This is a genomic window from Actinomadura geliboluensis (assembly GCF_043197915.1).
Lineage (GTDB): Bacteria > Actinomycetota > Actinomycetes > Streptosporangiales > Streptosporangiaceae > Spirillospora > Spirillospora geliboluensis.
Window position 1 is genome coordinate 106,716 of record NZ_JBICUA010000017.1, and the last position, 24,647, is coordinate 131,362.

At 72.3% G+C, this 24,647-nt stretch carries 22 protein-coding genes; 14 read left to right on the forward strand and 8 right to left on the reverse strand.

Annotated features, from left to right (window positions below):
* Positions 1-9 precede the first annotated feature (9 nt).
* The 5 genes from yajC (at position 10) to ACGFI1_RS40020 (ending at position 6,907) form a co-directional block, all read left to right on the forward strand.
* The gene (yajC, locus tag ACGFI1_RS40000) at positions 10-516 is read left to right on the forward strand and encodes a preprotein translocase subunit YajC (RefSeq protein ID WP_386875909.1); all 507 of its coding nucleotides are present in this window, start codon (positions 10-12) and stop codon (positions 514-516) included.
* A gap of 42 nt (positions 517-558) precedes the next feature.
* Complete coding sequence (secD, locus tag ACGFI1_RS40005; RefSeq protein WP_392792897.1) at positions 559-2,352, forward strand: protein translocase subunit SecD; 1,794 nt, start codon at positions 559-561, stop codon at positions 2,350-2,352.
* 3 nt (positions 2,353-2,355) lie between these two features.
* On the forward strand, positions 2,356-3,537 hold the full coding sequence (gene secF, locus ACGFI1_RS40010) for a protein translocase subunit SecF (RefSeq protein WP_386875913.1): 1,182 nt from the start codon (positions 2,356-2,358) through the stop codon (positions 3,535-3,537).
* Positions 3,538-3,555: 18 nt separating this feature from the next.
* On the forward strand, positions 3,556-4,080 hold the full coding sequence (locus ACGFI1_RS40015; protein WP_387075765.1) for an adenine phosphoribosyltransferase: 525 nt from the start codon (positions 3,556-3,558) through the stop codon (positions 4,078-4,080).
* A gap of 103 nt (positions 4,081-4,183) precedes the next feature.
* Positions 4,184-6,907: a RelA/SpoT family protein gene (locus ACGFI1_RS40020; protein ID WP_449202397.1), complete on the forward strand. Its 2,724-nt coding sequence runs from the start codon at positions 4,184-4,186 to the stop codon at positions 6,905-6,907.
* A gap of 61 nt (positions 6,908-6,968) precedes the next feature.
* On the opposite strand, the gene aspS is transcribed toward ACGFI1_RS40020, so the two are convergent.
* From aspS to ACGFI1_RS40035, 3 genes are read right to left on the reverse strand one after another with little or no spacing between them, the layout of a single operon-like run.
* Positions 6,969-8,729, reverse strand: coding sequence for an aspartate--tRNA ligase (gene aspS, locus ACGFI1_RS40025; protein ID WP_386875917.1), 1,761 nt, complete (start codon positions 8,727-8,729; stop codon positions 6,969-6,971).
* The gene (hisS, locus tag ACGFI1_RS40030; RefSeq protein WP_386875919.1) at positions 8,726-10,006 is read right to left on the reverse strand and encodes a histidine--tRNA ligase; all 1,281 of its coding nucleotides are present in this window, start codon (positions 10,004-10,006) and stop codon (positions 8,726-8,728) included. The genes aspS and hisS overlap by 4 nt, the downstream gene beginning before the upstream one ends.
* Positions 10,007-10,017: 11 nt before the next feature.
* The gene (locus ACGFI1_RS40035) at positions 10,018-10,758 is read right to left on the reverse strand and encodes an MBL fold metallo-hydrolase (protein ID WP_387075762.1); all 741 of its coding nucleotides are present in this window, start codon (positions 10,756-10,758) and stop codon (positions 10,018-10,020) included.
* A 213-nt stretch (positions 10,759-10,971) separates the two neighbouring features.
* On the opposite strand from ACGFI1_RS40035, the gene ACGFI1_RS40040 reads away from it, so the two are divergent.
* Positions 10,972-11,718: a peptidylprolyl isomerase gene (locus tag ACGFI1_RS40040; RefSeq protein WP_364551759.1), complete on the forward strand. Its 747-nt coding sequence runs from the start codon at positions 10,972-10,974 to the stop codon at positions 11,716-11,718.
* A 72-nt stretch (positions 11,719-11,790) separates the two neighbouring features.
* Positions 11,791-13,026, forward strand: coding sequence for a DUF349 domain-containing protein (locus ACGFI1_RS40045; RefSeq protein ID WP_386875923.1), 1,236 nt, complete (start codon positions 11,791-11,793; stop codon positions 13,024-13,026).
* Between the two features lie 314 nt (positions 13,027-13,340).
* On the opposite strand, the gene ACGFI1_RS40050 is transcribed toward ACGFI1_RS40045, so the two are convergent.
* The 4 genes from ACGFI1_RS40050 to ACGFI1_RS40065 all read right to left on the reverse strand — a co-directional run bounded on the left by ACGFI1_RS40050 (position 13,341) and on the right by ACGFI1_RS40065 (position 15,718).
* Positions 13,341-13,904, reverse strand: a complete 564-nt coding sequence (locus ACGFI1_RS40050) for a TIGR03086 family metal-binding protein (protein ID WP_364551763.1) — start codon at positions 13,902-13,904, stop codon at positions 13,341-13,343.
* 65 nt (positions 13,905-13,969) lie between these two features.
* The gene (locus ACGFI1_RS40055) at positions 13,970-14,596 is read right to left on the reverse strand and encodes a DUF305 domain-containing protein (RefSeq protein ID WP_392792900.1); all 627 of its coding nucleotides are present in this window, start codon (positions 14,594-14,596) and stop codon (positions 13,970-13,972) included.
* Positions 14,593-15,210 (reverse strand): DUF3105 domain-containing protein, encoded by a 618-nt coding sequence (locus tag ACGFI1_RS40060; RefSeq protein WP_392742981.1) that lies wholly within the window; start codon positions 15,208-15,210, stop codon positions 14,593-14,595. The genes ACGFI1_RS40055 and ACGFI1_RS40060 overlap by 4 nt, the downstream gene beginning before the upstream one ends.
* Before the next feature lie 103 nt (positions 15,211-15,313).
* Positions 15,314-15,718 carry a hypothetical protein gene (locus tag ACGFI1_RS40065; protein WP_392792901.1) on the reverse strand — a complete coding sequence of 135 codons (405 nt, stop codon included), beginning with the start codon at positions 15,716-15,718 and terminating at the stop codon, positions 15,314-15,316.
* Between the two features lie 236 nt (positions 15,719-15,954).
* On the opposite strand from ACGFI1_RS40065, the gene ACGFI1_RS40070 reads away from it, so the two are divergent.
* The 7 genes from ACGFI1_RS40070 (at position 15,955) to ACGFI1_RS40100 (ending at position 23,221) form a co-directional block, all read left to right on the forward strand.
* Positions 15,955-17,217, forward strand: a complete 1,263-nt coding sequence (locus ACGFI1_RS40070; protein WP_392743049.1) for a replication-associated recombination protein A — start codon at positions 15,955-15,957, stop codon at positions 17,215-17,217.
* A gap of 103 nt (positions 17,218-17,320) precedes the next feature.
* Positions 17,321-17,737 carry a DUF948 domain-containing protein gene (locus ACGFI1_RS40075; RefSeq protein WP_138635406.1) on the forward strand — a complete coding sequence of 139 codons (417 nt, stop codon included), beginning with the start codon at positions 17,321-17,323 and terminating at the stop codon, positions 17,735-17,737.
* Positions 17,734-18,069, forward strand: a complete 336-nt coding sequence (locus tag ACGFI1_RS40080) for a hypothetical protein (RefSeq protein WP_089327206.1) — start codon at positions 17,734-17,736, stop codon at positions 18,067-18,069. Before ACGFI1_RS40075 ends, ACGFI1_RS40080 begins: the two co-directional genes overlap by 4 nt.
* 2 nt (positions 18,070-18,071) lie before the next feature.
* The gene (gene alaS / locus ACGFI1_RS40085) at positions 18,072-20,741 is read left to right on the forward strand and encodes an alanine--tRNA ligase (protein ID WP_138635405.1); all 2,670 of its coding nucleotides are present in this window, start codon (positions 18,072-18,074) and stop codon (positions 20,739-20,741) included.
* Positions 20,742-20,781: 40 nt separating this feature from the next.
* A complete protein-coding gene (gene ruvX / locus ACGFI1_RS40090) occupies positions 20,782-21,240 on the forward strand; it encodes a Holliday junction resolvase RuvX (RefSeq protein ID WP_138635404.1) in 459 nt (152 codons plus the stop codon).
* On the forward strand, positions 21,237-22,406 hold the full coding sequence (gene mltG / locus ACGFI1_RS40095) for an endolytic transglycosylase MltG (protein WP_386875930.1): 1,170 nt from the start codon (positions 21,237-21,239) through the stop codon (positions 22,404-22,406). Before ruvX ends, mltG begins: the two co-directional genes overlap by 4 nt.
* Positions 22,403-23,221, forward strand: coding sequence for a shikimate dehydrogenase (locus tag ACGFI1_RS40100; RefSeq protein ID WP_392792903.1), 819 nt, complete (start codon positions 22,403-22,405; stop codon positions 23,219-23,221). Before mltG ends, ACGFI1_RS40100 begins: the two co-directional genes overlap by 4 nt.
* A gap of 13 nt (positions 23,222-23,234) precedes the next feature.
* Here the strand turns inward: ACGFI1_RS40100 and ACGFI1_RS40105 are convergent, their stop codons facing one another.
* Entirely contained in the window at positions 23,235-24,548 is a 1,314-nt protein-coding gene (locus ACGFI1_RS40105) for a prenyltransferase/squalene oxidase repeat-containing protein (RefSeq protein ID WP_392792904.1), read from the reverse strand.
* Positions 24,549-24,647: the final 99 nt, after the last annotated feature.

The following is a 24,647-nucleotide window of genomic DNA, read 5'->3' on the forward strand; positions in this document are numbered from 1 at the left end:
GCTCCCGTAATGGGCAGCGACATGATTCTCGCGGCGGAAAGCGGCGGCAGCGGGGCCTTCAATGTGCTCCTGCTGCTGGCCATTCCGCTTGTCTTCTACTTCCTGCTCATCCGCCCGCAGAGCAAGCGGCGCAAAGAGCAGATGCAGATGCAGAACGACATCCAGCCCGGCGCCCGCGTGCTGACGACCAGCGGCATGCGCGCCACCGTCGTCGAGATCGACGACGACGGCCTCGTGCTGGAGATCGCCGACGGTGTCGAGGTGCGCTTCGTCAAGCAGGCGGTCATGCAGGTCCTGAAGGACGACGAGCCCGACGAGATCGACGACGAGCTCGACGAGGACGACGACGAGCAGGACGACGACGCGGTCGACCTGTCGAAGGACGGCGCCGAGGTCGACCTGTCCAAGGACGGCGACACCCGCGTCGAGGACACCGCGGCGGACGAGGACGGCGAGCCCGCGTCCGAGCCGAAGGGGAAAACGAAGGTCAAGGCGGCGGACAAGCCCTCCGCCTGACCTCTCCCACGGCGACGACAAAGACGGGAAGTACGACGACCAGTGGCTCCGTCCAGAAACGCTCCCAGTCCCGGGCGCACGCTCCTCGCGCTGTTCGCGGTCCTCGTCGTCCTCGCCGGCCTGGCGGTCTGGCAGGGGCGCACGACGCCCAAGCTCGGCCTCGACCTCGCCGGCGGGACGACCGTGACCCTCACGGCGAAGACCCCGAACGGCAAGAACCCCCCGGCGGCCCAGATGGACCAGGCCGTCAAGATCATGACGCAGCGCGTCAACGGTCTGGGGGTCTCCGACGCCGAGGTCGCGAAGCAGGGCAGCAACAACATCGTGGTGAACGTCCCCGGTGAGGGGCAGAGCCGCGTCGTCAGCCTGATCGGCACCACGGCGAAGCTGCAGTTCCGCCAGGTGTTCGCCAGTGCCGACGGGCGCCCGGCCACCGCGGCGAACCCGTCGCCGTCGCCGAGCCACACCGCCAAGGGGGGAGAGGGCGGCGACAAGAGCCCGTCGCCGTCCTCCTCGCCGTCCGGGAGCACGTCGCCGTCCACGTCGGCGACCCCGCGCGGCCGGGCGCTGTCGGGGGCGCTGACCGCCCCGACGCCGAAGCCGTCGGACGGGGCGAGCCCGTCGGCGGCCCCGTCGTCGCCGCTGGTCCCGCCGTCCGGGCAGCCGGCCCCCGCCGGCGACTACCCCGGCGTGACCGACAAGGCCGTGGTCAAGCAGTTCGAGGCCCTCGACTGCTACACCGGCGACCGGCACGCCTCCGGCGCGAACGACCCGAAGCGCGCGTTCGTCGCCGCCTGTGACCAGGACGAGGAGAACGGCCAGGTCACCAAGTACATCCTCGGGCCCGTCCGGGTCCTCGGCGAGAACGTCGACTCCGCGAACGCGATGCCGCCGAACGGCCAGCAGGGCCAGGCGAGCTGGTCGGTCTCGCTGAAGTTCGACGGCAAGGGCGCCAAGGAGTTCGGCGCGGTCACCACCGACGCCTCCCGCGCCTACCAGGCGAACCCGTCCGCCCCGCAGGCCCAGGTCGCGATCGTGCTGGACGGCCAGGTCGTCTCGGCGCCCGCGATCCGGGAGGGCCCGATCACCGGCGGCACCGCCAGCATCGACGGGCCGCCCGAGAGCTTCGACCAGCAGTACGCGACCGACCTCGCCAACGTGCTGAAGTACGGCGCGCTGCCGCTGGAGTTCACGCAGAGCTCCATCGACGAGGTGTCGTCCACGCTGGGCTCCGACCAGCTCACCGGCGGCCTCATCGCCGGCGCGATCGGCCTCGGCCTGGTGGTGCTGTACTGCCTGTTCTACTACCGGGGCCTCGGCCTGGTCGCCGTGTCCAGCCTGGTCGTGGCATCCGCCGTCACCTACCTGGCGGTGGTGATCCTCGGTGAGGGCATGGGCTTCCGGCTCTCCCTCCCGCACATCATCGGCCTGATCGTCTCGATCGGCATCACCGCCGACTCGTTCATCGTCTACTTCGAGCGGGTGCGGGACGAGCTGAGAGCGGGCCGCAAGCTGCGCTCGTCGGTGGAGACCGCCTGGAAGCGGGCGCGCCGCACCATCCTCGTCGCCGACGCCGTCACCTTCCTCGCCGCGCTGGTGCTGTACTTCCTCGCGGTCGGCGGCGTCGCCGGGTTCGCGTTCGCGATGGGCCTCACCACGCTGATCGACATCATCGTGGTCTTCTTCTTCACCAAGCCGATGGTCGCGCTGCTGTCGCGGACCAAGTTCTTCGGCCGCGGGCATCCGATGTCCGGGCTCGATCCGAGGCGGCTGCACCAGCCGACCCGGGACGCGGCCGCCGCCGGCACCGCCCGCAAGACGAGCCAGGAGGCCTGACCCATGGGACTGCGCGCGGCCACCTCGCGGATCTACCGGGGCGAGATCAGCGCCGACATCGTCGGCCGTCCGAAGATCTGGTACACGATCTCCGGGCTGCTGCTGGCGCTGTCGATCGCCGGCCTGCTCGTCCAGGGGCTGAACTTCGGCGTCGAGTTCAAGGGCGGCTCCGTCTTCACCTTCAAGGCGCCGAGCGCCTCGATCGAGCAGGTGCGCACCGCCGTCGGCGACGGCGGCGCCCACCAGGTGATCGTGCAGAAGGCCGGCGAGGACTGGCGGGTCACGACGGAGAGCATGAGCTCCTCGCACGTCACCGAGGTCAAGACGAGCATCACCGAGGAACTCAAGGTTCCCGCCGCCAAGGTCAGCACCCAGGTCGTCGGCGCCTCGTGGGGCGGCGAGATCCAGAAGAAGGCCTGGCAGGCGCTGATCGTCTTCATGATCTTGATCATCGCCTACCTGTCGGTGGCGTTCGAGTGGCGGATGGCCGTGGCCGCGGTGGTCGCGCTGGTCCACGACCTCGTGATCACGGCCGGCATCTACGCCTGGTCCGGTTTCGAGGTCACCCCCGCGACGCTGCTCGGCTTCCTGACGATCCTCGGCTACTCGCTGTACGACGCGGTCGTGGTCTTCGACATGATCAAGGAGGTCACGAAACCGCTCGGCCCGACCTCCAAGACCACCTACAGCGAGGCCGCGAACCAGGCCCTCAGCAGCACGCTCGTCCGCTCGCTGAACACCTCGCTGGTGGCGATCCTGCCGGTCGGCGCGATCCTGTTCATCGGCACCACCCTGTTCGGCGCCGGGACGCTGAAGGACCTGTCGCTCGCGCTGTTCGTCGGCATGATCGTCGGGACGTACTCCTCGATCTGCGTGGCGACGCCGCTGCTCGTCCAGTTCAAGGAGCGCGAGCCGAAGTACCGCCAGATCCGGGAGAACATCGCCCGCCGCGAGCGGAACGCCTCCAAGCAGGTCAAGACCGCCAAGGTCACGGCCGGCGCGGGCGCGGCGGGCAAGCCCGCCGCGGACGACGCGGACGACGCGGGCGACCACGCCCCGGACGACGACGCCTCCGGCGACCGGGACGACGTGCGCAGTACCGTCACGGTGCGCAAGGTCGTGCAGACCGGATCGCGGCAGCAGCCCAAGCGCGGGACGCGGCAGCAGCGCCGCGGCGGCAAGTAGGCGGGGGAGTACCGGAACGTGGACCTCGGAAAGCTGATCCAGGAGCGGATCCGCGACATCCCCGACTACCCGAAGCCCGGGGTGATGTTCAAGGACATCACCCCGCTGCTGGCCGACCACGTCGCGTTCGCCGGCGTGGTCGACACGATCGTCAACCACCACGGCCGCGGCACCATCGACAAGATCGTCGGTATCGAGGCGCGCGGCTTCATCCTCGCCGCGCCCGTCGCCTACCACTTCGGCGCGGGGTTCGTCCCGGTGCGCAAGAAGGGAAAGCTGCCCGCGGCGACGCACGGCGAGACCTATGATCTCGAGTACGGGACCGAGACGATCGAGATCCACGCCGACGCCCTCGAGCCCGGCGACCGCGTACTGATCGTCGACGACGTCCTGGCCACCGGAGGGACGGCCCGGGCCGCCGCCGAACTCGTCCGCCGCGGCGGCGGGGACGTGGCCGGACTGTCGGTCCTGCTGGAGCTCTCGTTCCTGCGCGGGCGCGACAAGCTGGGGAATCTGGACGTCCATTCGCTGGTTACGGTCTAGTACGAAATGACCGCCGGATACACTGGCGCAATCAGGGTCCGGTGAGGACGGGCGCTCCTCGCGGGGTGTGCAGGGCGGCGCCCGGATGGACAGAGGAGGCTGGGTGCCCGGTGAGGCGGTATCGACCGGCGCGGTGAGCGACACGGCCGCGGCGCACACGGCGGCGGCGCGTCCGGCGCGGGAGTCCGCGGGGGAGCGGGCCGTCAAGGCGGCCGGGGCCTCCACCGCGCCACCGCGGCGGCCCGACCACCGTCCGCCGCCGCAGCCGTCCGGACCCCCCGCCGAAGGCCCCCCGCCCACAGAGACCCCCGCCGCCGAGACTCCCGCGAGCGAGACTCCCGCAAGCGAGACACCGGCCACCGAGACATCGGCCGTTGACAAACCGGCTGTTGACAAACCGGCCGCTGAGAAACCGGCCGGCCGGGCCGCCGTCGCCGGTCCCCCCGCCGCCGACGATCCCCCGAAGGGGAGACCCGCCGCGCGGGCCCCCCGACCGCAGAGCCCCCCCGCCGAGGCCCCAGGATCCACGGAGGACGCCGATGGCGCGTCCAAGCCCGATGCCCCGTCCAGGCCCACGCCGGCCACGATCCCACCGTCCGCCGCCAGGGTGCGCCGCAGGCTCGCCAGGCTGGGCGCCCAGCGCGGCTCCGCTATGAACCCGGTACTCGAACCACTGATCAAGACGGTCCGCAACACCCATCCCAAGGCGGACCTGCGGCTCATCGAGCGCGCCTACGACGTCGCCGCGCACTACCACCGCAACCAGAAGCGCAAGAGCGGCGACCCGTACATCACGCACCCCCTCGCGGTCGCGACCATCCTCGCCGAGCTCGGCATGAACACCGAGACGCTCTGCGCGGCGCTGCTGCACGACACCGTCGAGGACACCCCCTACACCCTCGACCAGCTCGGCGCCGAGTTCGGCGACGAGATCGCCGCGCTGGTCGACGGCGTCACCAAGCTCGACAAGGTCAAGTACGGCGAGGCCGCCGAGGCCGAGACCGTCCGCAAGATGGTCGTGGCGATGTCCCGCGACATCCGCGTCCTGGTGATCAAGCTCGGCGACCGGCTGCACAACATGCGCACGCTGCGCTACATGCCGCGCCACAAGCAGGAGAAGAAGGCCCGCGAGACCCTGGAGGTGTTCGCGCCGCTCGCGCACCGCCTCGGGATGAACACGCTGAAGTGGGAGCTGGAGGACCTCGCGTTCGCCACGATGTACCCCAAGCGGTTCGACGAGATCGCCCGGCTGGTGTCCGAGCGCGCCCCGCGCCGCGACGTCTACCTGCAGGAAGTGATCGAGAACGTCTCCACCGACCTGCGCGACGCCCGGATCAAGGCGACCGTGACCGGCCGGCCGAAGCACTACTACTCGATCTACCAGAAGATGATCGCGCGGGACGTCTCCTTCGACGACATCTACGACCTGGTCGGCATCCGGGTCCTCGTCGACAGCGTCCGCGACTGCTACGCCGCCCTCGGCTCGATCCACGCGCGATGGAACCCGGTCCCCGGCCGGTTCAAGGACTACATCGCGATGCCGAAGTTCAACATGTACCAGTCGCTGCACACCACGGTGATCGGCCCCGAGGGCAAGCCCGTCGAGCTGCAGATCCGCACCTGGGGCATGCACCGCCGCGCCGAGTACGGCGTCGCCGCGCACTGGAAGTACAAGGAGGAGACGGTCGGCGGCCGCAAGGCCGGCGACATGCAGTGGCTGCGCCAGCTCCTCGACTGGCAGAAGGAGACCGCCGACCCGGCCGAGTTCCTGGAGTCCCTGCGCTTCGACCTGTCGGTCTCCGAGGTGTTCGTGTTCACCCCGAAGGGCGACGTGATCGCGCTGCCGCAGGGCGCGACGCCCGTCGACTTCGCGTACGCGATCCACACCGAGGTCGGGCACCGATGTATCGGCGCCCGCGTCAACGGGCGGCTCGTCCCCCTCGAATCGGCCCTGGACAACGGCGACACCGTCGAGGTCTTCACCTCCAAGTCGCCGGACGCGGGCCCCTCCCGCGACTGGCTCGGGTTCGTCAAGAGCGCCCGCGCCCGCAACAAGATCAAGCACTGGTTCTCCAAGGAGCGCCGCGACACCGCGATCGAGTCCGGCAAGGACGCCATCGCCCGCGCGATGCGCAAGCAGAACATGCCGCTCCAGCGGATGATGTCCGGCGAGGCCCTGCTCGCCCTCGCCCGCGACATGCGCTACCCGGACGTCTCGTCCCTGTACGCCGCCGTCGGCGAGAGCCAGGTCTCCGCGCAGCACGTCGTCCAGCGGCTGGTCGACGCCCTCGGCGGGGTGGAGAGCGCCGAGGAGGACCTCGCCGAGATCGCCCTGCCGACCCGCCGCAAGCGGGGCCGCCCCGCCGGTGACCCCGGTGTCGTCGTCGCCGGCGACCCCGACGTGTGGGTGCGGCTGTCGCGCTGCTGCACCCCGGTGCCGGGCGACGACATCGTCGGCTTCGTCACCCGCGGCCACGGCGTGTCCGTGCACCGCGCCGACTGCGCCAACGTCGCCAGCCTGAAGACGCAGCCCGACCGGCTGATCGACGTCAAGTGGTCCCCGAGCGAGGACTCGGTCTTCCTCGTCGCCATCCAGGTCGAGGCGCTCGACCGGCCCCGGCTGCTGTCGGACGTGACCCGCGTCCTGTCCGACCAGCACGTCAACATCCTGTCGGCCTCGGTCACCACCACCCGCGACCGCGTGGCCGTCAGCCGCTTCACCTTCGAGATGGGCGACACCAAGCACCTCGGCCACGTGCTGAAGGCCGTCCGCTCCATCGACGGCGTCTACGACGTCTACCGGGTGACGAGCGGCGCCACGAGGTAGCGCCGGGAGCGAACGAAAGGCGGCCGCCCACCGGCGGCCGCCTTTCGCGTGCGGGAGGGGCTCAGTCCTCGGCGGGCTCGTCCTCGGGGACGACGTCCACGCCGGCCTCGTCGCGCTGCTGGGGGGTGATCGGGGTCGGGGCGGCGGTCAGGGGGTCGTAGCCGGACGCGGCCTTCGGGAAGGCGATCACGTCGCGGATGGAGTCCTGGCCGGCGAGGAGCATGACCGTGCGGTCCCAGCCGAACGCGATGCCGCCGTGCGGGGGCGGGCCGAACTTGAACGCCTCCAGCAGGAAGCCGAACTTCGACTCCGCCTCCTCCTTGGAGAGGCCGAGCACGTCGAAGACCCGCTGCTGCATCTCGGCGCGGTGGATGCGGATGGAGCCGCCGCCGATCTCGTTGCCGTTCAGGACGAGGTCGTAGGCGTCGGCGAGGGCGCTGCCCGGGTCCTCGTGGAAGGTGTCGGCGTACTCCGGCTTCGGCGCGGTGAACGGGTGGTGGACGGACGTCCAGCCGATCTGCTCGCCCTTGTCGTCCTCGACGGGCTCGAAGATCGGGGCGTCCACGACCCAGACGAACTTCCAGGCGGACGCGTCGATCAGGTCGCGGCGGCGGCCGATCTCCAGGCGGGCGGCGCCGAGCAGTTCCTGGGTGGCGTGCCGCTTGCCGGCGCCGAAGAAGACCGCGTCGCCGGGGGCCGCGCCGGTCTTGGCGGCCAGGCCCTCCTTCTCGGCGTCGGACAGGTTCTTCGCGACCGGGCCGCCGAGGGTGCCGTCCTCCTGGACGAGCACGTAGGCCAGGCCGCGGGCGCCGCGGGCCTTCGCCCAGTCCTGCCAGCCGTCCAGCTCCTTGCGGGTCTGGGCGGCGCCGCCCGGCATCACGACCGCGCCGACGTACGGAGCCTGGAACACGCGGAACGACGTGCCGGCGAAGTACTCGGTCATGTCGGTCAGTTCCAGGCCGAAGCGCAGGTCGGGCTTGTCGGAGCCGTACCGGGCCATCGCGTCGGCGTAGGTGATGTGGGGGATCGGCCGGGGGACGTCGTAGCCGGCGATGTCCCGCCAGAGCCGGGCGATGAGGTCCTCGCCGACCTTGAGCACGTCGTCCTGGTCGGCGAACGACATCTCGATGTCGATCTGGGTGAACTCGGGCTGCCGGTCGGCGCGGAAGTCCTCGTCGCGGTAGCAGCGCGCGATCTGGTAGTAGCGCTCCAGCCCGCCGACCATCAGCAGCTGCTTGAACAGCTGCGGCGACTGCGGCAGCGCGTACCAGTGGCCGGGCTTGAGCCGGACGGGGACGAGGAAGTCGCGGGCGCCCTCGGGCGTCGACCGGGTGAGGGTCGGGGTCTCCACGTTGACGAAGCCGTGCTCGCGCATCACCTCGTGCACGAGGAACGACGCCTCCGAGCGGATCCGCATCGCGCGGGCGACGGCGTCGCGGCGCAGGTCGAGGTACCGGTACTTGAGCCGGATCTCCTCGTTGACGTTGACGTCGCCCTCGATGGGGAACGGCAGCGGCGCCGCGTCCGACAGCACCTCGATGTCGGTGGCGGCGACCTCGATGTCCCCGGTGGGCAGCTCGGGGTTCTCGTTGCCCGCCGGGCGGACGCGCACCTCGCCGACGACCTTCACGCAGAACTCCGAGCGCAGGTCGTGGGCGGCGTCCTCCTCGCGGAAGACGACCTGCGCGGTGCCGGACGCGTCGCGCAGGTCGATGAACGTGACGCCGCCGTGGTCGCGGCGGCGGCCGACCCAGCCGGCCAGCGTGACCTGCTGCCCGGCGTGCTCCTTGCGGAGCGTGCCCGCCTCGTGGGTGCGGATCATTGGGAGAGCCTCTCCTTCAGCGTCGTGATGAGGTCGGTGAGCGGGACGGCGGTCTGCTCGCCCTCGGCCAGGTCCTTGACCTGGGCGACGCCGTCCGCGATATCTCGCTCCCCGAGGATCACGGCGTAGCGGGCGCCGGAGCGGTCCGCGTCCTTCATGGCGCCCTTCAGCTTCTTGCCGCCGAACGCCATGTCGGCGGCGATCCCGGCGCGGCGCAGCTCGGCCACGAGCGCGAACATGCGGCGCTCGGCGGTGTCGCCGAGCGCGACGCCGAACGCCTCGCAGCGCGGCTTCGCGGCGAACGCCGCGCCCCGCCCCTCCTGCGACTCGGCCTCCAGCGCCAGGATGGTGCGGTCCAGGCCGAGGCCGAAGCCGATGCCGGGCAGCGGCGGGCCGCCGATGTCCTCGGAGAGACCGTCGTAGCGCCCGCCGCCGCCGATGCCGGACTGGGCGCCGAGCAGCGGGTGGTCGAACTCGTAGGTCGTCCGGGTGTAGTAGTCCAGGCCGCGGACGAGGGTGGGCGTGTCCTCCCAGGCGATGCCGAGGTCGGCGAGCAGCTCCCGGACCCGGTCGTGGTGGGCCTTGCACGCGGGGCACAGGTGGTCGGCCATCAGCGGCGCGCCGGCGAGCTGCTCGCGCACCCTGGGGCGCTTGTCGTCCAGCACCCGCAGCGGGTTGATCTCCACGCGGGCGCGGGTGTCCTCGTCCAGGTCGAGGCCGCGCAGGAACTCCTGCAGCAGGGCCCGGTAGGCGGGGCGGCACTCCTTGCAGCCCAGCGAGTTCAGCAGCAGCCGCACCCGGGTCAGCCCGAGGGACCGGTACCAGTTCGCCGCGATCGCGATGGTCTCCGCGTCGACCTGCGGGTCCTCGCTGCCGATCGCCTCCAGGTCGAGCTGGTAGAACTGCCGGTAGCGGCCCTGCTGCGGGCGCTCGGCGCGGAACGCGGCGCCCGTCGTCCACACCTTCACCGGCAGCGCGCCCTTGTGCAGGTTGTTCTCCAGGACGGCGCGCAGCACCGACGCGGTGAACTCGGGGCGCAGCGTCAGCGACCGGCCGCCCCGGTCCTCGAAGGTGTACATCTCCTTGGACACCACGTCGGTGGACTCGCCGACGCCGCGCCGGAACAGGTTGGTGTCCTCGAAGACGGCCAGCTCCAGGTAGCCGTATCCGGCCAGCCGCGCCTGCTCGGCGAACGCCTCCCGGATGGCGTAGAAGAGGTCCGCGCGCGGCGGGACGTATTCACTGACCCCCTTGGGGGCCCGGAAGCTCGAACTCATGGTCTCTCGGCTCAGAATCCCTTGTTGGGTCCGTCCGCGGGCGCAGCCGTCCCGTTCAGGGGGGACGACCCCCCTGCACCCCCCGGCAAGAGCCCGGTGAGGAACGGATTCGTGGCGCGCTCGCGGCCGATTGTGGTCTGCTCACCGTGGCCGGGCAGCACGGCCGTGTCGTCCGGCATGCTCAGGCACACCCGCGACAGGCTGGCGAGGATCTCCTCGTAGGAGCCGCCCGGCAGGTCGGTGCGCCCGATCGACCCCGCGAACAGCAGGTCGCCGGTGAACATCACGTCCGGGATCCGCTCGGTCTTCGGGGTGCGGAACGTCACCGACCCGGGCGTATGGCCCGGCGCGTGGTCGACGGTGAAGCTCAGCCCGGCCAGCTCCAGCGCCGCCCCGTCCGCGAGCTCCCGCACGTCGTCCGGCTCGGTCAGCTCCAGGCCGCCGAACAACTGCTGCCCGGCGCCCAGCGACAGGCCCTTCGCCGGGTCGGTCAGCAGGTCGCGGTCGTCCGGATGGACGTAGGCCGGGACGTCCTTGGCGCCGCAGACCGGCGCCACCGACCAGACGTGGTCGATATGGCCGTGCGTCAGCAGCACCGCGACGGGCTTGAGCCGGTGCTCGCGCAGGATCTCCTCGATCCCGGCCTCGGCGTCCTGCCCGGGGTCGATGATCACGCACTCCTCACCCGCGGCGGGCGCCACGACATAGCAGTTCGCGGCGAACGATCCAGCGGGGAACCCGGCGACGAGCACGGTCGTCCTTCCTTAGAACCATCTCGGGTGGGCGTGTCCGAGGGTACCGGCGGGGCCGCGGCCACCGCGAACGAGATGCGGCCGTCGCCGTGTCGCGTCCGGCGCCCGCCCCGGCGCGGGGCGGCGCTCCCTGAACGCGGAGGCGCGTTTACTCCCGGGTACCGCTACTATGCGCTGCACGTTCACCTGATCACACCGGAGGGGCGAGGCACCGTGGCGGGGAAGGACCGCAAGAAGCAGCTCGCGCGGCAACGGTACGAGCGCCAGCAGCAGCGCCAGGCGCAGGAGGCGGCGCGGGCGCGCCGGCTGAAGATCATCGGCTCGGTCGCCGCGGTGGCGGTCGTCGTCGCCGGTGTCGCGGTGTTCATGGTGCTCAGGGAGGACGAGTCGACCGCGGCCTCCCCGCGGTGCGTCTACAAGGGCGACACGCAGGGCAGCGTGCCGAAGGACGTCGGGCGCCCGCCTGGCGAGCCCGCGCACCCCGGAATCGTCCAGACCACGGTCAAGACGAGCCAGGGCGATGTGGAGATGCAGCTGTACGGCGACAAGGCGCCGTGCACGGTGAACTCCTTCGCGTTCCTGGCGCAGAAGAACTTCTACGACAAGACCGAGTGCCACCGCATGACCAGTGGCGGCCTCAACGTGCTGCAGTGCGGCGACCCGACGGCGTCGGGCAGCGGCGGGCCCGGCTACCGGTTCGCCAACGAGAACACCGACGGCGCCACCTACACCGAGGGCACCCTCGCGATGGCGCACTCGAGCCAGCCGGACTCCAACGGCAGCCAGTTCTTCATGGTCTACAAGGACTCGCAGCTCCCGCCGGACTACACGGTGTTCGGAAAGATCACCAAGGGGCTGGACGTGCTCAAGAAGATCGCCGAGGGCGGGTCGGACCCCAAGGGGGACGGCAAGCCCAAGAAGAAGGTCGAAATCCAGGACGTCACGATCGCCGGGAAATAGGCGAACGGGATACTAAGGTGTGGAGGGTCCGGAGAGCGTAAGTTGTCCGGACCCGCGATTCAGGAGGCAAGGGTGTCCAGCGCGACCGATCCCTGGGGCCGGGTGGACGAGGACGGCACCGTCTATGTCAGGACGGCCGACGGCGAGCGGGTCGTCGGGTCCTGGCAGGCCGGCGCGCCCGAAGAGGCCCTGGCCTACTTCAAGCGCAAGTACGACGCGCTCGTCACCGAGATCGGCCTGCTCGAGCAGCGGGTCCGCACCACCGACCTGCAGCCCGCCCAGGCGCAGCAGAGCATCGACCGGCTCCGCGAGGCCGTCGCCGAGGCGCACGCCGTCGGCGACCTCGACTCCCTCGCCCGGCGCCTCGACGGCCTGACCGACCAGGTCGGCCGGCGCCGCGAGGAGGTCAAGGCCCAGCGCGAGCAGCACCGCCACGAGGCCCGCGAGGTCAAGGAGCGGATCGTCGCCGAGGCCGAGCGCATCGCCGCCGAGGAGACGCACTGGAAGAACGGCGGCGAACGCCTCCGCCAGCTCGTCGAGGAGTGGAAGGCCGCCGACCGCATCGACCGGCCCACCGAGACCGCCCTGTGGAAGCGGCTGTCGTCGGCCCGCAACGCCTTCACCAAGCGCCGCAAGGCCTACTTCGCCACCCTCGACGACCAGCGCGAGGAGGCCCGCCGCGAGAAGGAGCGCCTCGTCGCCGAGGCCGAGGCGATGGCCGGCTCCACCGACTGGGGCGAGACCGCCGCCGTCTACCGCGACCTGATGCGCCGCTGGAAGCTCGCCGGGCGCGCCTCCCGCGACGCCGAAGAGGACCTGTGGGCCCGCTTCAAAGGCGCGCAGGACACCTTCTTCCAGGCCCGCAGCGCCGCGTTCGCCGAACGCGACGCCGAGTTCCGCGGCAACGCCGAGGAGAAGGAGAAGATCCTCGCCGAGGCCGAGCGGCTGCTGCCCGTCAAGGACGTCCGGCAGGCCCGCCAGGCGCTGCGCGCGATCCAGGAGCGCTGGGAGGCCGCCGGCATGGTCCCGCGCGACCAGCGCGACCGCCTCGAAGGCCGCCTCCGCAAGATCGAGGACACGATCCGCTCCGCCGAAGAGAACGAGTGGCGCCGCACCAACCCCGAGGCCCGCGCCCGCGCCGAAGCCACCGTCGGCCAGCTGCGCAGCTCCATCGAGCAACTCGAGAAGCGCCTCGGCAAGGCCCGCGACGCCGGCCGCGACAAGGACATCAAAGAGGCCGAGGAAGCCCTCAACGCCCGCCGAGCCTGGCTGGAAGAGGCAGAACGCACCCTGGCTGAGTTTTCGTAATCCACCCAGGGGGCTGTGTTTGCCCAGGGGGGCGACCCCCTGGAACCCCCGTTGCGGCCGAGAGGCCGTTTCCCGATCCGCTGGCGCGTCTCGTGAAACAGCCTCTCGGCCGGCGGGTCATGCGGCCTCCGGGCGCTAGGGCGCCCTCCGGCCGCCCGACCCGTGACCGGTGGCTGAGGCTCGTCCTGCCGGGGCTGGGTGTCAGCCTGCTGGGCTGAGGTTCGTCCTGCCGAAGTTGAGGTTCAGCCTGCCGGGCTGAGGCGCAACCTGCCGGGGTTGAGCTGCAACCTGCCGGGGTTTAGGTGGGGGCTGGTTCAGGTTGTTCGGCCCAAGAAGGCGAGCATTCTTGTTTGTTCGTCGGCGCCCTGTCGGGCGCCTAGGGGTGGGGCCAGGTGGCCTTCGGCGCGTAGGGGGGCCGCTACCACCTGGGCCGTGGCGAAGGCGTGGTGGACCAGGTCCGGGTCCAGGCGGGACGGTTGGGCGGTGGCCTTCGCCAGGTCCCAGGCGTGCACCAGAGGCTCCAGGATGTAGCCCTCCAGGTAGTCGGCCAGCGGCAGGTCGCCTAGGCCGCCGAACGGGATGGGGCGGCGCAGGGCGTCGGGGGTGAGGGCCGCGGCGCACTCCTTGCGGGCCGTCCGCCAGCTCATCAGGACGTCGCCCGGGACGAAGCGCGCCGGGTCCCGGTGGACGTCCGGCTCGGGCTCGCCGCCGGCCAGCGCCCGGATCAGGTGCTGGCCGCCGGTCACATGGCCGGCGACGTCCCGCGCCGTCCACCCCGCGCAGGGCGACGGCGCGTCCCAGCCGTCGCGGGACACGCCGGCGACGAGGCCCTCGAACAGGTCGAGGGCCCGGTGGTAGCCGCTGAGGTTGTGAGCCATGGTGGTCAGTGACCCGCGATCCGGCCGCGCTGTCAAGCGCTATCGGCAAGCTCGCGGGTCACGGTTCACGCGGTGGCGGCGCCCCGCTCCCGGAGCATCGCGTTCATCAGCGTGATCTCCGACCGCTGGCCCTCCACCATGGTGCGGGCGAGGCGCCGGACCCCGTCGTGCCCAGTGCGGGCCAGCACCGCCTCCGCCATGTCGACCCCGCCGCGGTGGTGGGCGATCATCAGCCGCAGGAACCCGACCTCGGCGTCCTCGCCCGACGCCTTCTCCAGGTCGGCGAGCTGCTCGCGGGTGGCCATCCCCGGCATTGCGGACGCACCGCCCCGGTGCCCGCCGTGCCCGGACATCCAGCGCATCGCGCCGGACGGGTCGGCCTTCGGGAGCTCCCACTCGTCCAGCCAGGCCGTCATCATGCCGATCTGCGCCTGCTGGGTGGTGATGATGTCGTAGGCCAGCAGCTTCACGTCGGCGTCGCCGGTGCGGTCCCTGATGATGAACGACATCCGCACCGCCTGCGCGTGGTGGGCGCTCATGTCGCGGGCGAACCCGGCCTCGGGGCCGTCCGTGCCGGGCCGGTCCGAGCGGGCGACGGCCAGCGCCACCAGGACGGCGCCGACGGCCAGGACGAGCACCGCGAGGACGGCGGTGGCCCGCCGCCCGCGCGGTGCCGCGGTGCCCTCGCTCACGCGGCGTCCTTGGCGCCGTTGCAGGCCGCGCCCGGCTCCGGCGTCTGCGGGCCCTTGACGTAGGCGCGCAGGAACTGGTCCACCCGCGCGTCGGAGGCGTCGTCCAGCTTGAGCTGGTAGCCCCAGGCGGTGAGCTTGACCGGCGCGTCCTGGGACGGGTAGGGGCTCAGCATCGTGTAGTCGGTGCCGGAGACCTTGGTCTTGAGCGCGTCGAGCTGGTCGGCGGCGAGGCCGGGCCTGTAGGTGATCCAGACGGCGCCGTGCTCCAGGGAGTGCACGGCGTTCTCGTTCTGCAGCGGCGCGTCGTAGACGCGGCCGTCGCAGTTCTGCCACATGGGGTTGTGGTCGCCGCCCATCGGCGGGGCGTCGTCGTACTTGACGGCGCCGGTGGTGTGGTCGCGGCCGAGGTCGTCCTTGGACACCACGCCCGCGATGGACGAGTCCGCGGACGACGACCTCGTCTGCATGAAGGTGAAGCCGATCGCGACCACCGCCACCAGGCCGATGACGGTGAAGAAGGCGATGCCGCCCCACGGGACCTCGCGCTGCGTCAGCGCGTTCTTCTTGCGGGCCTTCTGGTTGCGTGCGTTCTTGACACGGGCGCTCTTGGACATGAGAGCGGTCCTCTCAGGGGTGCTGTGGATCCGTACGGGGATGCGGGACAGCGCCGCATCGCGACGGCGATACGGCGTTGCGTGCGGCCTTACGGCCGGCTCGTCACAGCCGGAGCACCTGGAGGACGGGTGGGAACGCGGCGGCGGACGCCGCAGCGGACGGCGGCGCGAGCGCCCAGCCGGCCCGCGCGGGCAGGCGGGACAGGGGCCGGCGCAGCCCGATGGCGAGCGCGAGCAGCATGAGGGTGAACAGGACCGCCATGCACAGGCAGAGGTCCAGCGGCAGCGCGGGGGCCTTGACGGGCGCGCTGAGCGCCGCGGTGGCGTGGATCGAGTCCCCGGCGGCCGCCGCCGTGCCGACGGGCACGGTCACGGCGTGCTCGGTGCACACGCGGAGCGGCGGGCCGTGGCCGCCCAGCCCGTAGCTGAACACCAGCCCGGCCACGACGAACAGCGCCACGAGCAGCCCAGCCGTCCCGTGGCGACTCCGAGGGGCCGTACCGGACACCGTCACGCTCCTGAAATGCGCCTTCCGGGCTGTTCCAACGCCGGAGCCTACCGCCGGGTTCCCCGTCCCGGCCTGTCCGTGCCCCGAGATAGTGTCGGAGCGTGACCAGCAGGGCGGAATCGGGCGAGCCGGAGGGCCTTTTCGACGCGCCGGGGCGTGAGCCGTCCGGCCCCGCCGCGGTGCCCGCTCCCGCCGCGCCGGGCGCACCGGGCGCGGAGCAGCCGCTCGCGGTGCGGATGCGGCCCCGCGCCCTCGACGAGGTCGTGGGGCAGGGCCATCTGCTCGGCCCCGGCACCCCGATTCGGCAGCTCGTCGACCGGGACGTGCCGATGTCGCTCGTCCTGTGGGGCCCGCCGGGGACGGGCAAGACGACGCTCGCCACGGTCGTCAGCCATGTCACCTCCCGCCGGTTCGTGGAGATCTCCGCGGTCAGCGACGGGGTCAAGCGGGTCCGCGCCGAGATCGACCTGGCCCGCCGCGAGCTCGGCATGGCGGGGCGGCAGACGGTCCTGTTCGTCGACGAGGTCCACCGGTTCAACAAGGCCCAGCAGGACGCCCTGCTCCCCGCCGTGGAGAACCGGTGGGTGTCCTTCATCGGCGCCACCACCGAGAACCCGTTCTTCTCCGTCATCAGCCCGCTGCTGTCGCGCTCGCTGCTGCTCACGCTGGAGCCGCTCGGCGACGACGACCTGCGCGAGGTGATCCGCCGGGCGCTCACCGAGGAGCGCGGCCTCGGCGGCGCGGTCACCCTCGACCCCGCCGCCGAGGACCACCTCGTCCGGCTCGCCGGCGGCGACGCCCGCCGCACCCTGACCTACCTGGAGGCCGCGTCGCTCGTCGTCGACGACGGCGGCGTCATCGACGCGGACGTGCTGGAGCGTGCCGTCGACCGGGCCGCCGTCCGCTACGACCGCGAGGGCGACCAGCACTACGACGTCATCAGCGCGTTCATCAAGAGCATCCGCGGCAGCGACGTCGACGCGGCGCTGCACTACCTCGCCCGCATGATCGAGGCCGGGGAGGACCCGCGGTTCATCGCCCGGCGGCTCATCGTGCACGCCAGCGAGGACGTCGGGATGGCCGACCCGACCGCGCTGCAGACCGCGGTCGCCGCCGCGCAGGCGGTGGAGTTCGTCGGCCTGCCCGAGGCGCGCATCAACCTCGCCCAGGCGGTCATCCACCTGTCCCTGGCGCCGAAGTCCAACGCGGTGATCACGGCGGTGGACGAGGCGCTCGGCGACGTCCGCAAGGGGCTCGCGGGGCCCGTCCCCGGGCATCTGCGCGACGCCCACTACAAGGGCGCCGCGAAGATCGGGAGCGGGAAGGGCTACAAGTACGCCCACAACCACCCCGGCGGTGTGGTCCGGCAGCAGTACGCGCCCGACTCCGTGGACGGACGGGAGTACTATCGCCCGACCAGGCACGGCGCCGAGTCGCGCTTCACCGAGGTCCTCGCGCGGATCCGCTCGGTGCTGCGCGGCGCCGGGGACCGGCACTGATCGTTCCCGCGGGTCCGGTGATACCGCCACAAGGCCGTGCCGACCGGTAAGGTCTGTCACGCCGTTACCGGCCCGAACCGAATTCGCACGAACGGAAAGCCCGATGCTCACTGGTGGACAGCTGGCAGGTCTCATCGTGGCCGTGTTCTGGGCGGTGCTCGTCGCGTTCATCTCGCTGACCCTGCTGAAGCTCTCCCGGCTCCTCGGCGAGGCCGGCGACGTGGTCCGCGAGCTCGGCGACCAGGCGGCCCCGCTGATGGACGACATGGCCCGGACGGTCAAGCGCGCCAACGAGCAGCTCGGCCGCACCGACGTCATCACCAAGCAGGTCGCCGGCGTCACCCAGAACGTCTCCGCCGTCACCACGGTCATGACGTCCGTGGTGGGCGGGCCGCTGGTGAAGGCCGCGGCCTTCTCCTACGGCGTCCGCAAGGCCCTGAGGAACGGCGACGGCGACGGGCGCGCCGCGTCCGGCCGGCCGCAGCTTCAGGCCCGCTCCACGGGGAAGGGACGCCGATGAGACGGCTGTTCTGGCTCTCCGTCGGCGCCGGTGCCGGCGTCTACGTCACCCACCGCGTCAAGCGGCGCGTGGAGCGGGTCGCGCGGAGCCTGTCCCCCGAGGGGGTCGCGATGCGCGCGGTGGCGACCGGTAAGGGCACCGGGGAGCGGCTGAGGCATTTCGCCGCCGACGTCCGTACCGAGATGCGGGCCCGCGAGGAGGAGCTGCGCGAGGCCGTCCGCATGGACCAGGCTCCGCCGGACGCCGAGGTTCCCGGGCTGCGGGGCTCCCCGCCCCGCCGGGTGCTGAAGGCGCGATACACGATCATCGACGACGACAAGGATGGCCACTGATCATGGAGTCGGCAGAGGTCGCACGCCGCTTCCTCAGGTTCTTCGAGGAGCGCGGGCACACGGTGGTGCCCTCGGCCAGCCTGGTCGCCGAGGACCCGACCCTGCTGCTGGTGAACGCCGGCATGGTGCCGTTCAAGCCGTACTTCCTCGGCCAGCGCACCCCGCCGTCGGTGCGGATGACCAGCGCGCAGAAGTGCGTGCGGACGCCCGACATCGAGGAGGTCGGCAAGACCACCCGGCACGCCACGTTCTTCCAGATGCTGGGCAACTTCTCGATCGGCGACTACTTCAAGGAGCAGGCGATCCCGTTCGCCTGGGAGCTGCTGACCCGCTCGCGCGAGGACGGCGGCTTCGGGTTCCCCGAAGAGAAGCTGTGGGTCACCGTCTTCCAGGACGACGACGAGGCGCAGGGCATCTGGCACGACAAGGTCGGCGTCCCCCTCGACCGCATCCAGCGGCGCGGCATGGAGGACAACTTCTGGTCGATGGGCGTGCCCGGCCCGTGCGGGCCCTGCTCGGAGATCTACTACGACCGCGGCCCCGAGTACGGCCGCGAGGGCGGCCCCGTCGCCGACGAGGACCGCTACCTGGAGGTCTGGAACCTCGTCTTCATGCAGTACGAGCGGGGCCCCGGGGAGAGCAAGACCGATTTCCCGATCCTCGGCGACCTGCCCGCCAAGAACATCGACACCGGCATGGGCCTGGAGCGCATGGCGGCGATCCTGCAGGGCGTCGACAACATCTACGAGACCGACACGCTGTGGCGGGTCCTCGACCGCGCCGCGGAGCTGACCGGCGCCAAGTACGGCCGCGACCACCGCGCCGACGTGTCGCTGCGCGTCGTCGCCGACCACGTCCGCAGCGGCACGATGATGGTCGCCGACGGCATCCGCCCCGGCAACGAGGGCCGCGGCTACGTGCTGCGCCGCATCCTGCGCCGCTCCATCCGCAACCTGCGGCTGCTCGGCGGGCAGGACGCCGGCCTCATGCACGAGCTGACCGCCGTCGCGATCGGCGCGATGGGCGAGCAGTACCCGGAGCTGGTGCGCACCGCCGCCAACATCCACACCGTCATCGACGCCGAGGAGGACTCCTTCCTCCAGACGCTCCGCACCGGCACCGCCATCTTCGACACGGCGGTGGAGGAGACCAAGCGGTCCGGCGGCGCGACGCTGGCCGGCGAGCAGGCGTTCAAGCTCCACGACACCTACGGCTTCCCGATCGACCTCACCCTGGAGATGGCGTCCGAGCAGGGCCTCCAGGTCGACGAGGACGGCTTCCGCCGGCTCATGCAGGAGCAGCGGGACCGCGCGAAGAAGGACGCCCGCGACAAGAAGACCGGCAACCTCGACGTCTCCGTGCTGGACGAGCTGCTCACCGGCGCCGGCGGCAAGGTCGACTTCACCGGCTACGGCAGCCTCGCCGGCGACGCCCGCCTCGTCGGGCTGCTGGTCAACGGTGCGAACGCGCCCGCCGCCGGCGAGGGCACCGAGGTGGAGGTCGTCCTCGACCGCACCCCGTTCTACGCCGAGGGCGGCGGCCAGCTCGCCGACCACGGCCTGATCCGGCTCGGCAACGGCGCCGTCATCGAGGTGACGGACGTGCAGTCGCCCCTCGCCGGGCTGATCGTGCACCGCGGGCGGGTCCGCAGCGGCGAGGCGCAGGCCGGCGACACCGCCTACGCCGAGGTCGACGTGGAGCGGCGCCGCGCGATCTCCCGCTCGCACACCGCGACCCACCTGGTGCACGCCGGGTTCCGCCGCGCGCTCGGCGAGTCCGCGGCGCAGGCCGGCTCGGAGAACTCGCCCGGCCGGTTCCGGTTCGACTTCACCGCCTCCGGCGCCGTCCCGCCGAGCGTGCTGCGCGACGTCGAGGACGAGGTCAACGAGGTGCTGGTCGGCGACCTGGACGTCCGGGCTTTCCACACCTCGATCGACGAGGCCCGCGCGATGGGCGCGCTCGCGCTGTTCGGCGAGAAGTACGGCGACGAGGTCCGCGTGGTCGAGGTCGGCGACTACTCCCGCGAGCTGTGCGGCGGCACCCATGTCGCGCGCTCCGGTCAGCTCGGCCTGATCAAGGTGCTGGGCGAGTCGTCGATCGGCGCCGGCGTCCGCCGCGTCGAGGCGCTCGTGGGCATCGACGCGTTCCGGTTCCTGGCCCGCGAGAGCGTGCTCGTCGCGCAGCTCGCCGAGCAGCTGAAGGCGCGCAAGGAGGAGCTCCCCGAGCGGATCTCCGGCGTCGTCACCCGGCTGCGGGACGCCGAGAAGGAGCTGGAGAAGCTCCGCTCCCAGCAGGTCCTCGCGATCGCGGGGTCGCTCGCCGACGGCGCGGCGGACGTGAACGGCATCGCGTTCGTCGGGCACCGCGCCCCGGACGGCACGGGCGCCGACGACCTGCGCAAGCTCGCCGTCGACGTGCGGGGCAGGCTGACGGCCCGGCCCGCGGTCGTGATGGTCACCGGCGTGCCGAAGGACCGCCCGGTCGTGGTCGTCGCCGTCACCGAGGGGGCGCGCGAGCGCGGCCTCAAGGCGGGCGCGCTGGTCGGCCTCGCCGCCAAGGCCCTCGGCGGCGGGGGCGGCGGCAAGGACGACCTGGCGCAGGGCGGCGGCGCGAACCCCGCCGCCGTCGGCGACGCGCTCGCCGCGGTCGAACGAGCAGTAGGGGCCGCGTGAGCCCGGCACCACGGGGCATGATGCGACCGGAGCCGGCGCCATGAGGCAGGGCGTGCGGCTCGGGGTCGATGTGGGGAGCGTGCGGGTGGGGGTCGCCAAGTGCGACCCCGGGGGAATCCTCGCCTCCCCGCTGGAGACCGTGAAGAGCGGGAAGGGCGACGTCGACCGGCTCGTGGCGCTCGCCGCCGAGTACGAGGCGATCGAGGTCGTCGTCGGCCTGCCGACGTCGCTGTCGGGCCGGGAGGGCCCGGCGGCGGTGTCGGCGCGCAAGTTCGCGTCGCGGCTCGCCGACCGCCTCCCCCCGGGGGCGGTCCGGCTGCACGACGAGCGGCTCACCACCGTCACCGCCGAGAGCGGGCTGCGGGCCGGCGGCGTGCACGGCCAGGCGCGCCGCAAGGTCGTCGACCAGGCCGCCGCGGCGGTGCTGCTGCAGGCCGCGCTCGACGCGGAACGGTTGACGGGCAACCCCCCAGGGGAGATCGTCCGGGGGAGCTCATGAACGACTTGGACCTGTTCTCAGACCCGCACCGCGATCCGTACGGGGACGGCCGGCCGCCGCAGCGGCGCGGCCGGCGCGACCAGCGGCGCGTCCGCACGCGGCAGAAGCGGCGCCGCCGCAACGGCCGCGCCGCGGCGCTGTTCGCGATGGCGTTCCTGGTGGCGGTGTTCGGCACCGGCGGCGTTCTCGGGTACGCGTGGCTCGACAACAAGCAGAACCCGCCGGACTACGAGGGCCAGGGCACCGGCAAGGTCACGGTCCAGATCAAGGAGGGCGCCAGCGGCTCGGTGATCGGCGCGACGCTGGAGGAGCACAGCGTGGTCAAGAGCGCCCGCGCGTTCGTGAAGGTCTACACCAAGGAGACGCGGGCCTCCAGCATCCAGCCGGGCTTCTACCAGATGCGGCGGAAGATGTCGTCGGCCGCGGCGATGTCGCTGCTGCTGAACCCGAAGTCGCGGGCCGGGAACCAGATCACGATCCCGGAGGGCAAGCGGGCGATCGAGACGTACGAGCTGCTGGCGAAGAAGACCGGGATCACCGTCAAGGAGTTCCAGGCGGCCGCGAAGAAGGGCAAGGCGCTCGGGCTGCCGTCGTACGCCAAGGGCAAGGTGGAGGGCTACCTGTTCCCGGGCCGCTACGACCTCGACCCGAACGGTTCGGCCGAGCAGATCCTGAAGCAGATGATCGCGCGGTTCAACGAGGAGGCGCGCAGCAGCGACCTCGTCGCCAAGGCCCGCGAGGCGAAGCTGAACCCGGCGACGGTCATCACGCTCGCCAGCCTCGTCCAGGCCGAGGGCGGCAAGCCCAGCGACCTGCCCAAGATCTCCCGGGTGATCTACAACCGGGTGGAGAAGGGCATGAAGCTGCAGTTCGACACCACGGTGCTGTACGCGCTGAACGAGCGGCGGCTGACGGTCACCGAGAAGGACCTGGAGATCGCGTCGCCCTACAACACCTACCTGCACGCCGGCCTGCCGCCCGGCCCGATCTCCAACCCCGGACCGGACGCGATCGACGCGGCGCTGAACCCCGAGGACGGGACGTGGCTGTTCTTCATCGCCACCGACCCGACCAACAAGATCACCAAGTTCGCCACGACGGAGGCCGAGCGGGTGAAGATCGAGGAGGAGTTCCGGGAGTGGCAGCGCAAGAACCCGGGCCAGTGACCCGCGCCGCGGTGCTGGGGTCGCCGGTCGCGCATTCGCTGTCCCCGGTGCTGCACCGCGCGGCGTACGCGGCGATGGGCCTGGACGGCTGGACCTACGAGGCGGTCGAGTGCGGCGAGGACGGCCTCGCCGCACTGCTGGACGGCCTCGGCCCCGAATGGGCGGGCCTGTCGCTGACCATGCCGCTCAAGCGGGTCGCGCTCGACCTCGCCGACACGGTGACCGACCTCGCGGCGCGGATCGGCGGCGCGAACACGCTCGTCCTGCGGGACGGGCGGCGGCACGCCGACAACACCGACGTGCACGGCATCGAGACCGCGCTGACCGAGGCGGGCGTGAAGGCCCCGCCGTCGGTGCTGGTGCTGGGCGGCGGCGCGACCGCGGCGTCCGCGCTGGCCGCGCTCGCCCGGCTCGGCACGGCGGAGGCGGTGCTCGCGGCGCGGACCCCCGAGCGCGCCGCCGGCGCCGCCGAGGTGGGGGAGCGGTTCGGCCTCGCGGTCCGGGTCGTGCCGCTGGACCGGGTCGCCGCGCACCTGCCGGCCGACCTGGTGGTGTCGACGCTGCCGGGGCGCGCGGCCGACGCGCTCGCCGAGCCCGTCGCCGGGTCGTGCGCGGCGCTGTTCGACGTGGTGTACGCGCCGTGGCCCACGGCGCTCGCGGCGGCGGTGGAGCGGGCCGGCGGGACGGTTGTCGGCGGCTTCGCGATGCTGCTGCACCAGGCCGTCCGGCAGGTGGAGCTGATGACGGGCCGCGCGGACGTCCCGGTGGCGGCGATGCGCGCCGCCGGGGAGGCCGAGCTGGCCCGCCGCGCCTGAAGCCGCCCGCCGCTCACGGCGGTGCGGGCGGCGGGCCGCGCGGGGTGCGGCGCCGCTTCACCGACTCGTCGATGCCGGTGAGGACGACCGGCAGGATCACGCTCAGCCAGAAGTCCTTCCAGCCCCACAGGCCCGCGGTGACGCCGAGCGCGCTGGCCGCGCACACGAGGCTCAGCAGGAACGCCGCCCAGTGCCGCCGGGCGAGGCCCACCGGGTCGACGAGCCGGCGCCGCGGCAGCAGCTCGGCCAGCGTCCGCTCCCGCGCGTGCGACCGCTGCACGACGGTCGCGTCCGGCAGCCAGTGCAGGAGGTCGGCGGCCCCGGCGAGTGGGACGCGGCGCAGCGCGATCAGCGTCTCCAGCCGCCACCACAGCGTCCACAGCGACGTGCGCCCGCCGCCCGGGTGGCCGTTGCGGCGCGGGTCGGCGAACTCGCTGCGCGCCAGCGTCCGGAACGCCCGGGCGACGACGGGCCCGTGCGGGCCGCGCGGGTCCTTCAGCAGCGCGGTGAGCGCGATGGGCAGCCCGTAGTGCCACAGGGCCAGCCGCCAGACCGGGTCGGAGTCCGCGCCGTGCTCGGCGGGGCCCGCGCCGGCGCCGTGCGGGGAGACGTCGTAGGTCTCGATCCAGGTGTGGTCGTCGTCGGGGTCGAGGTGCTCCAGCAGCCAGTCGTAGGCGTCCAGCAGCCGCTCGGTCCGCAGTTCCGGGCGCGCCTCGGCCAGGGTCACCAGCGCGAACGCGGTGTGGGTGACGGTGGGCGGGGAGTCGGGGGTCGGCCCCCAGCCGGGACGGTGCGCGGTCCGGTCGGCGGTCAGCCACTCCACGCCCCGGTCGACCGCCGGGTCGTAGGGGTTGAGCTGGCTGAGCGCGCGCAGCGCCAGGCAGGTCAGCCACACCCGGGACGGGCAGCCGCGCAGCGAGCCCCAGCCGCCGTCGGGGTTCTGGTTGCGCAGCAGCCACCGGTAGGCGCGCCGGGTGTCGGGGGCGTCCTCGCGCAGGTCGCAGCGGGCGCGGGCGAGGAACCGGGCGATCCAGCCGGTCGCCTCCACGACCGGCATGCCGAGGCTGGTCTTGGTGGCCCAGCCGCCGTCGCGCAGCGCGTCGCGGGAGCGGGTCTGCCGGGCGGCGAGGAAGGCGAGGCCGGCGTCGAAGTGCTCGAAGGGGCGTCCCGCCTCGGTGAAGGCCAGCAGCCCGAGCGCCGTCGCGGTGGTGCCGGGCTCGGGCCGCGCCAGCTCGTGGTACCAGCCGCCGCCGGAGCCAAGCGCGGGCGCGTAGGTGTCGCGCAGCACGTCGAGCGATTCGTTCAGCCGGGTCTCGAGGACGGCCATGTCGATGAGCGGGGCGCCGGCGCGGAGGGCCGGCCGGAAAGGCGGGGGTCTCTGGTTCACTCTTTTTCGGTGTTGTTCGTTGTTCTTTATTCCTTTTTG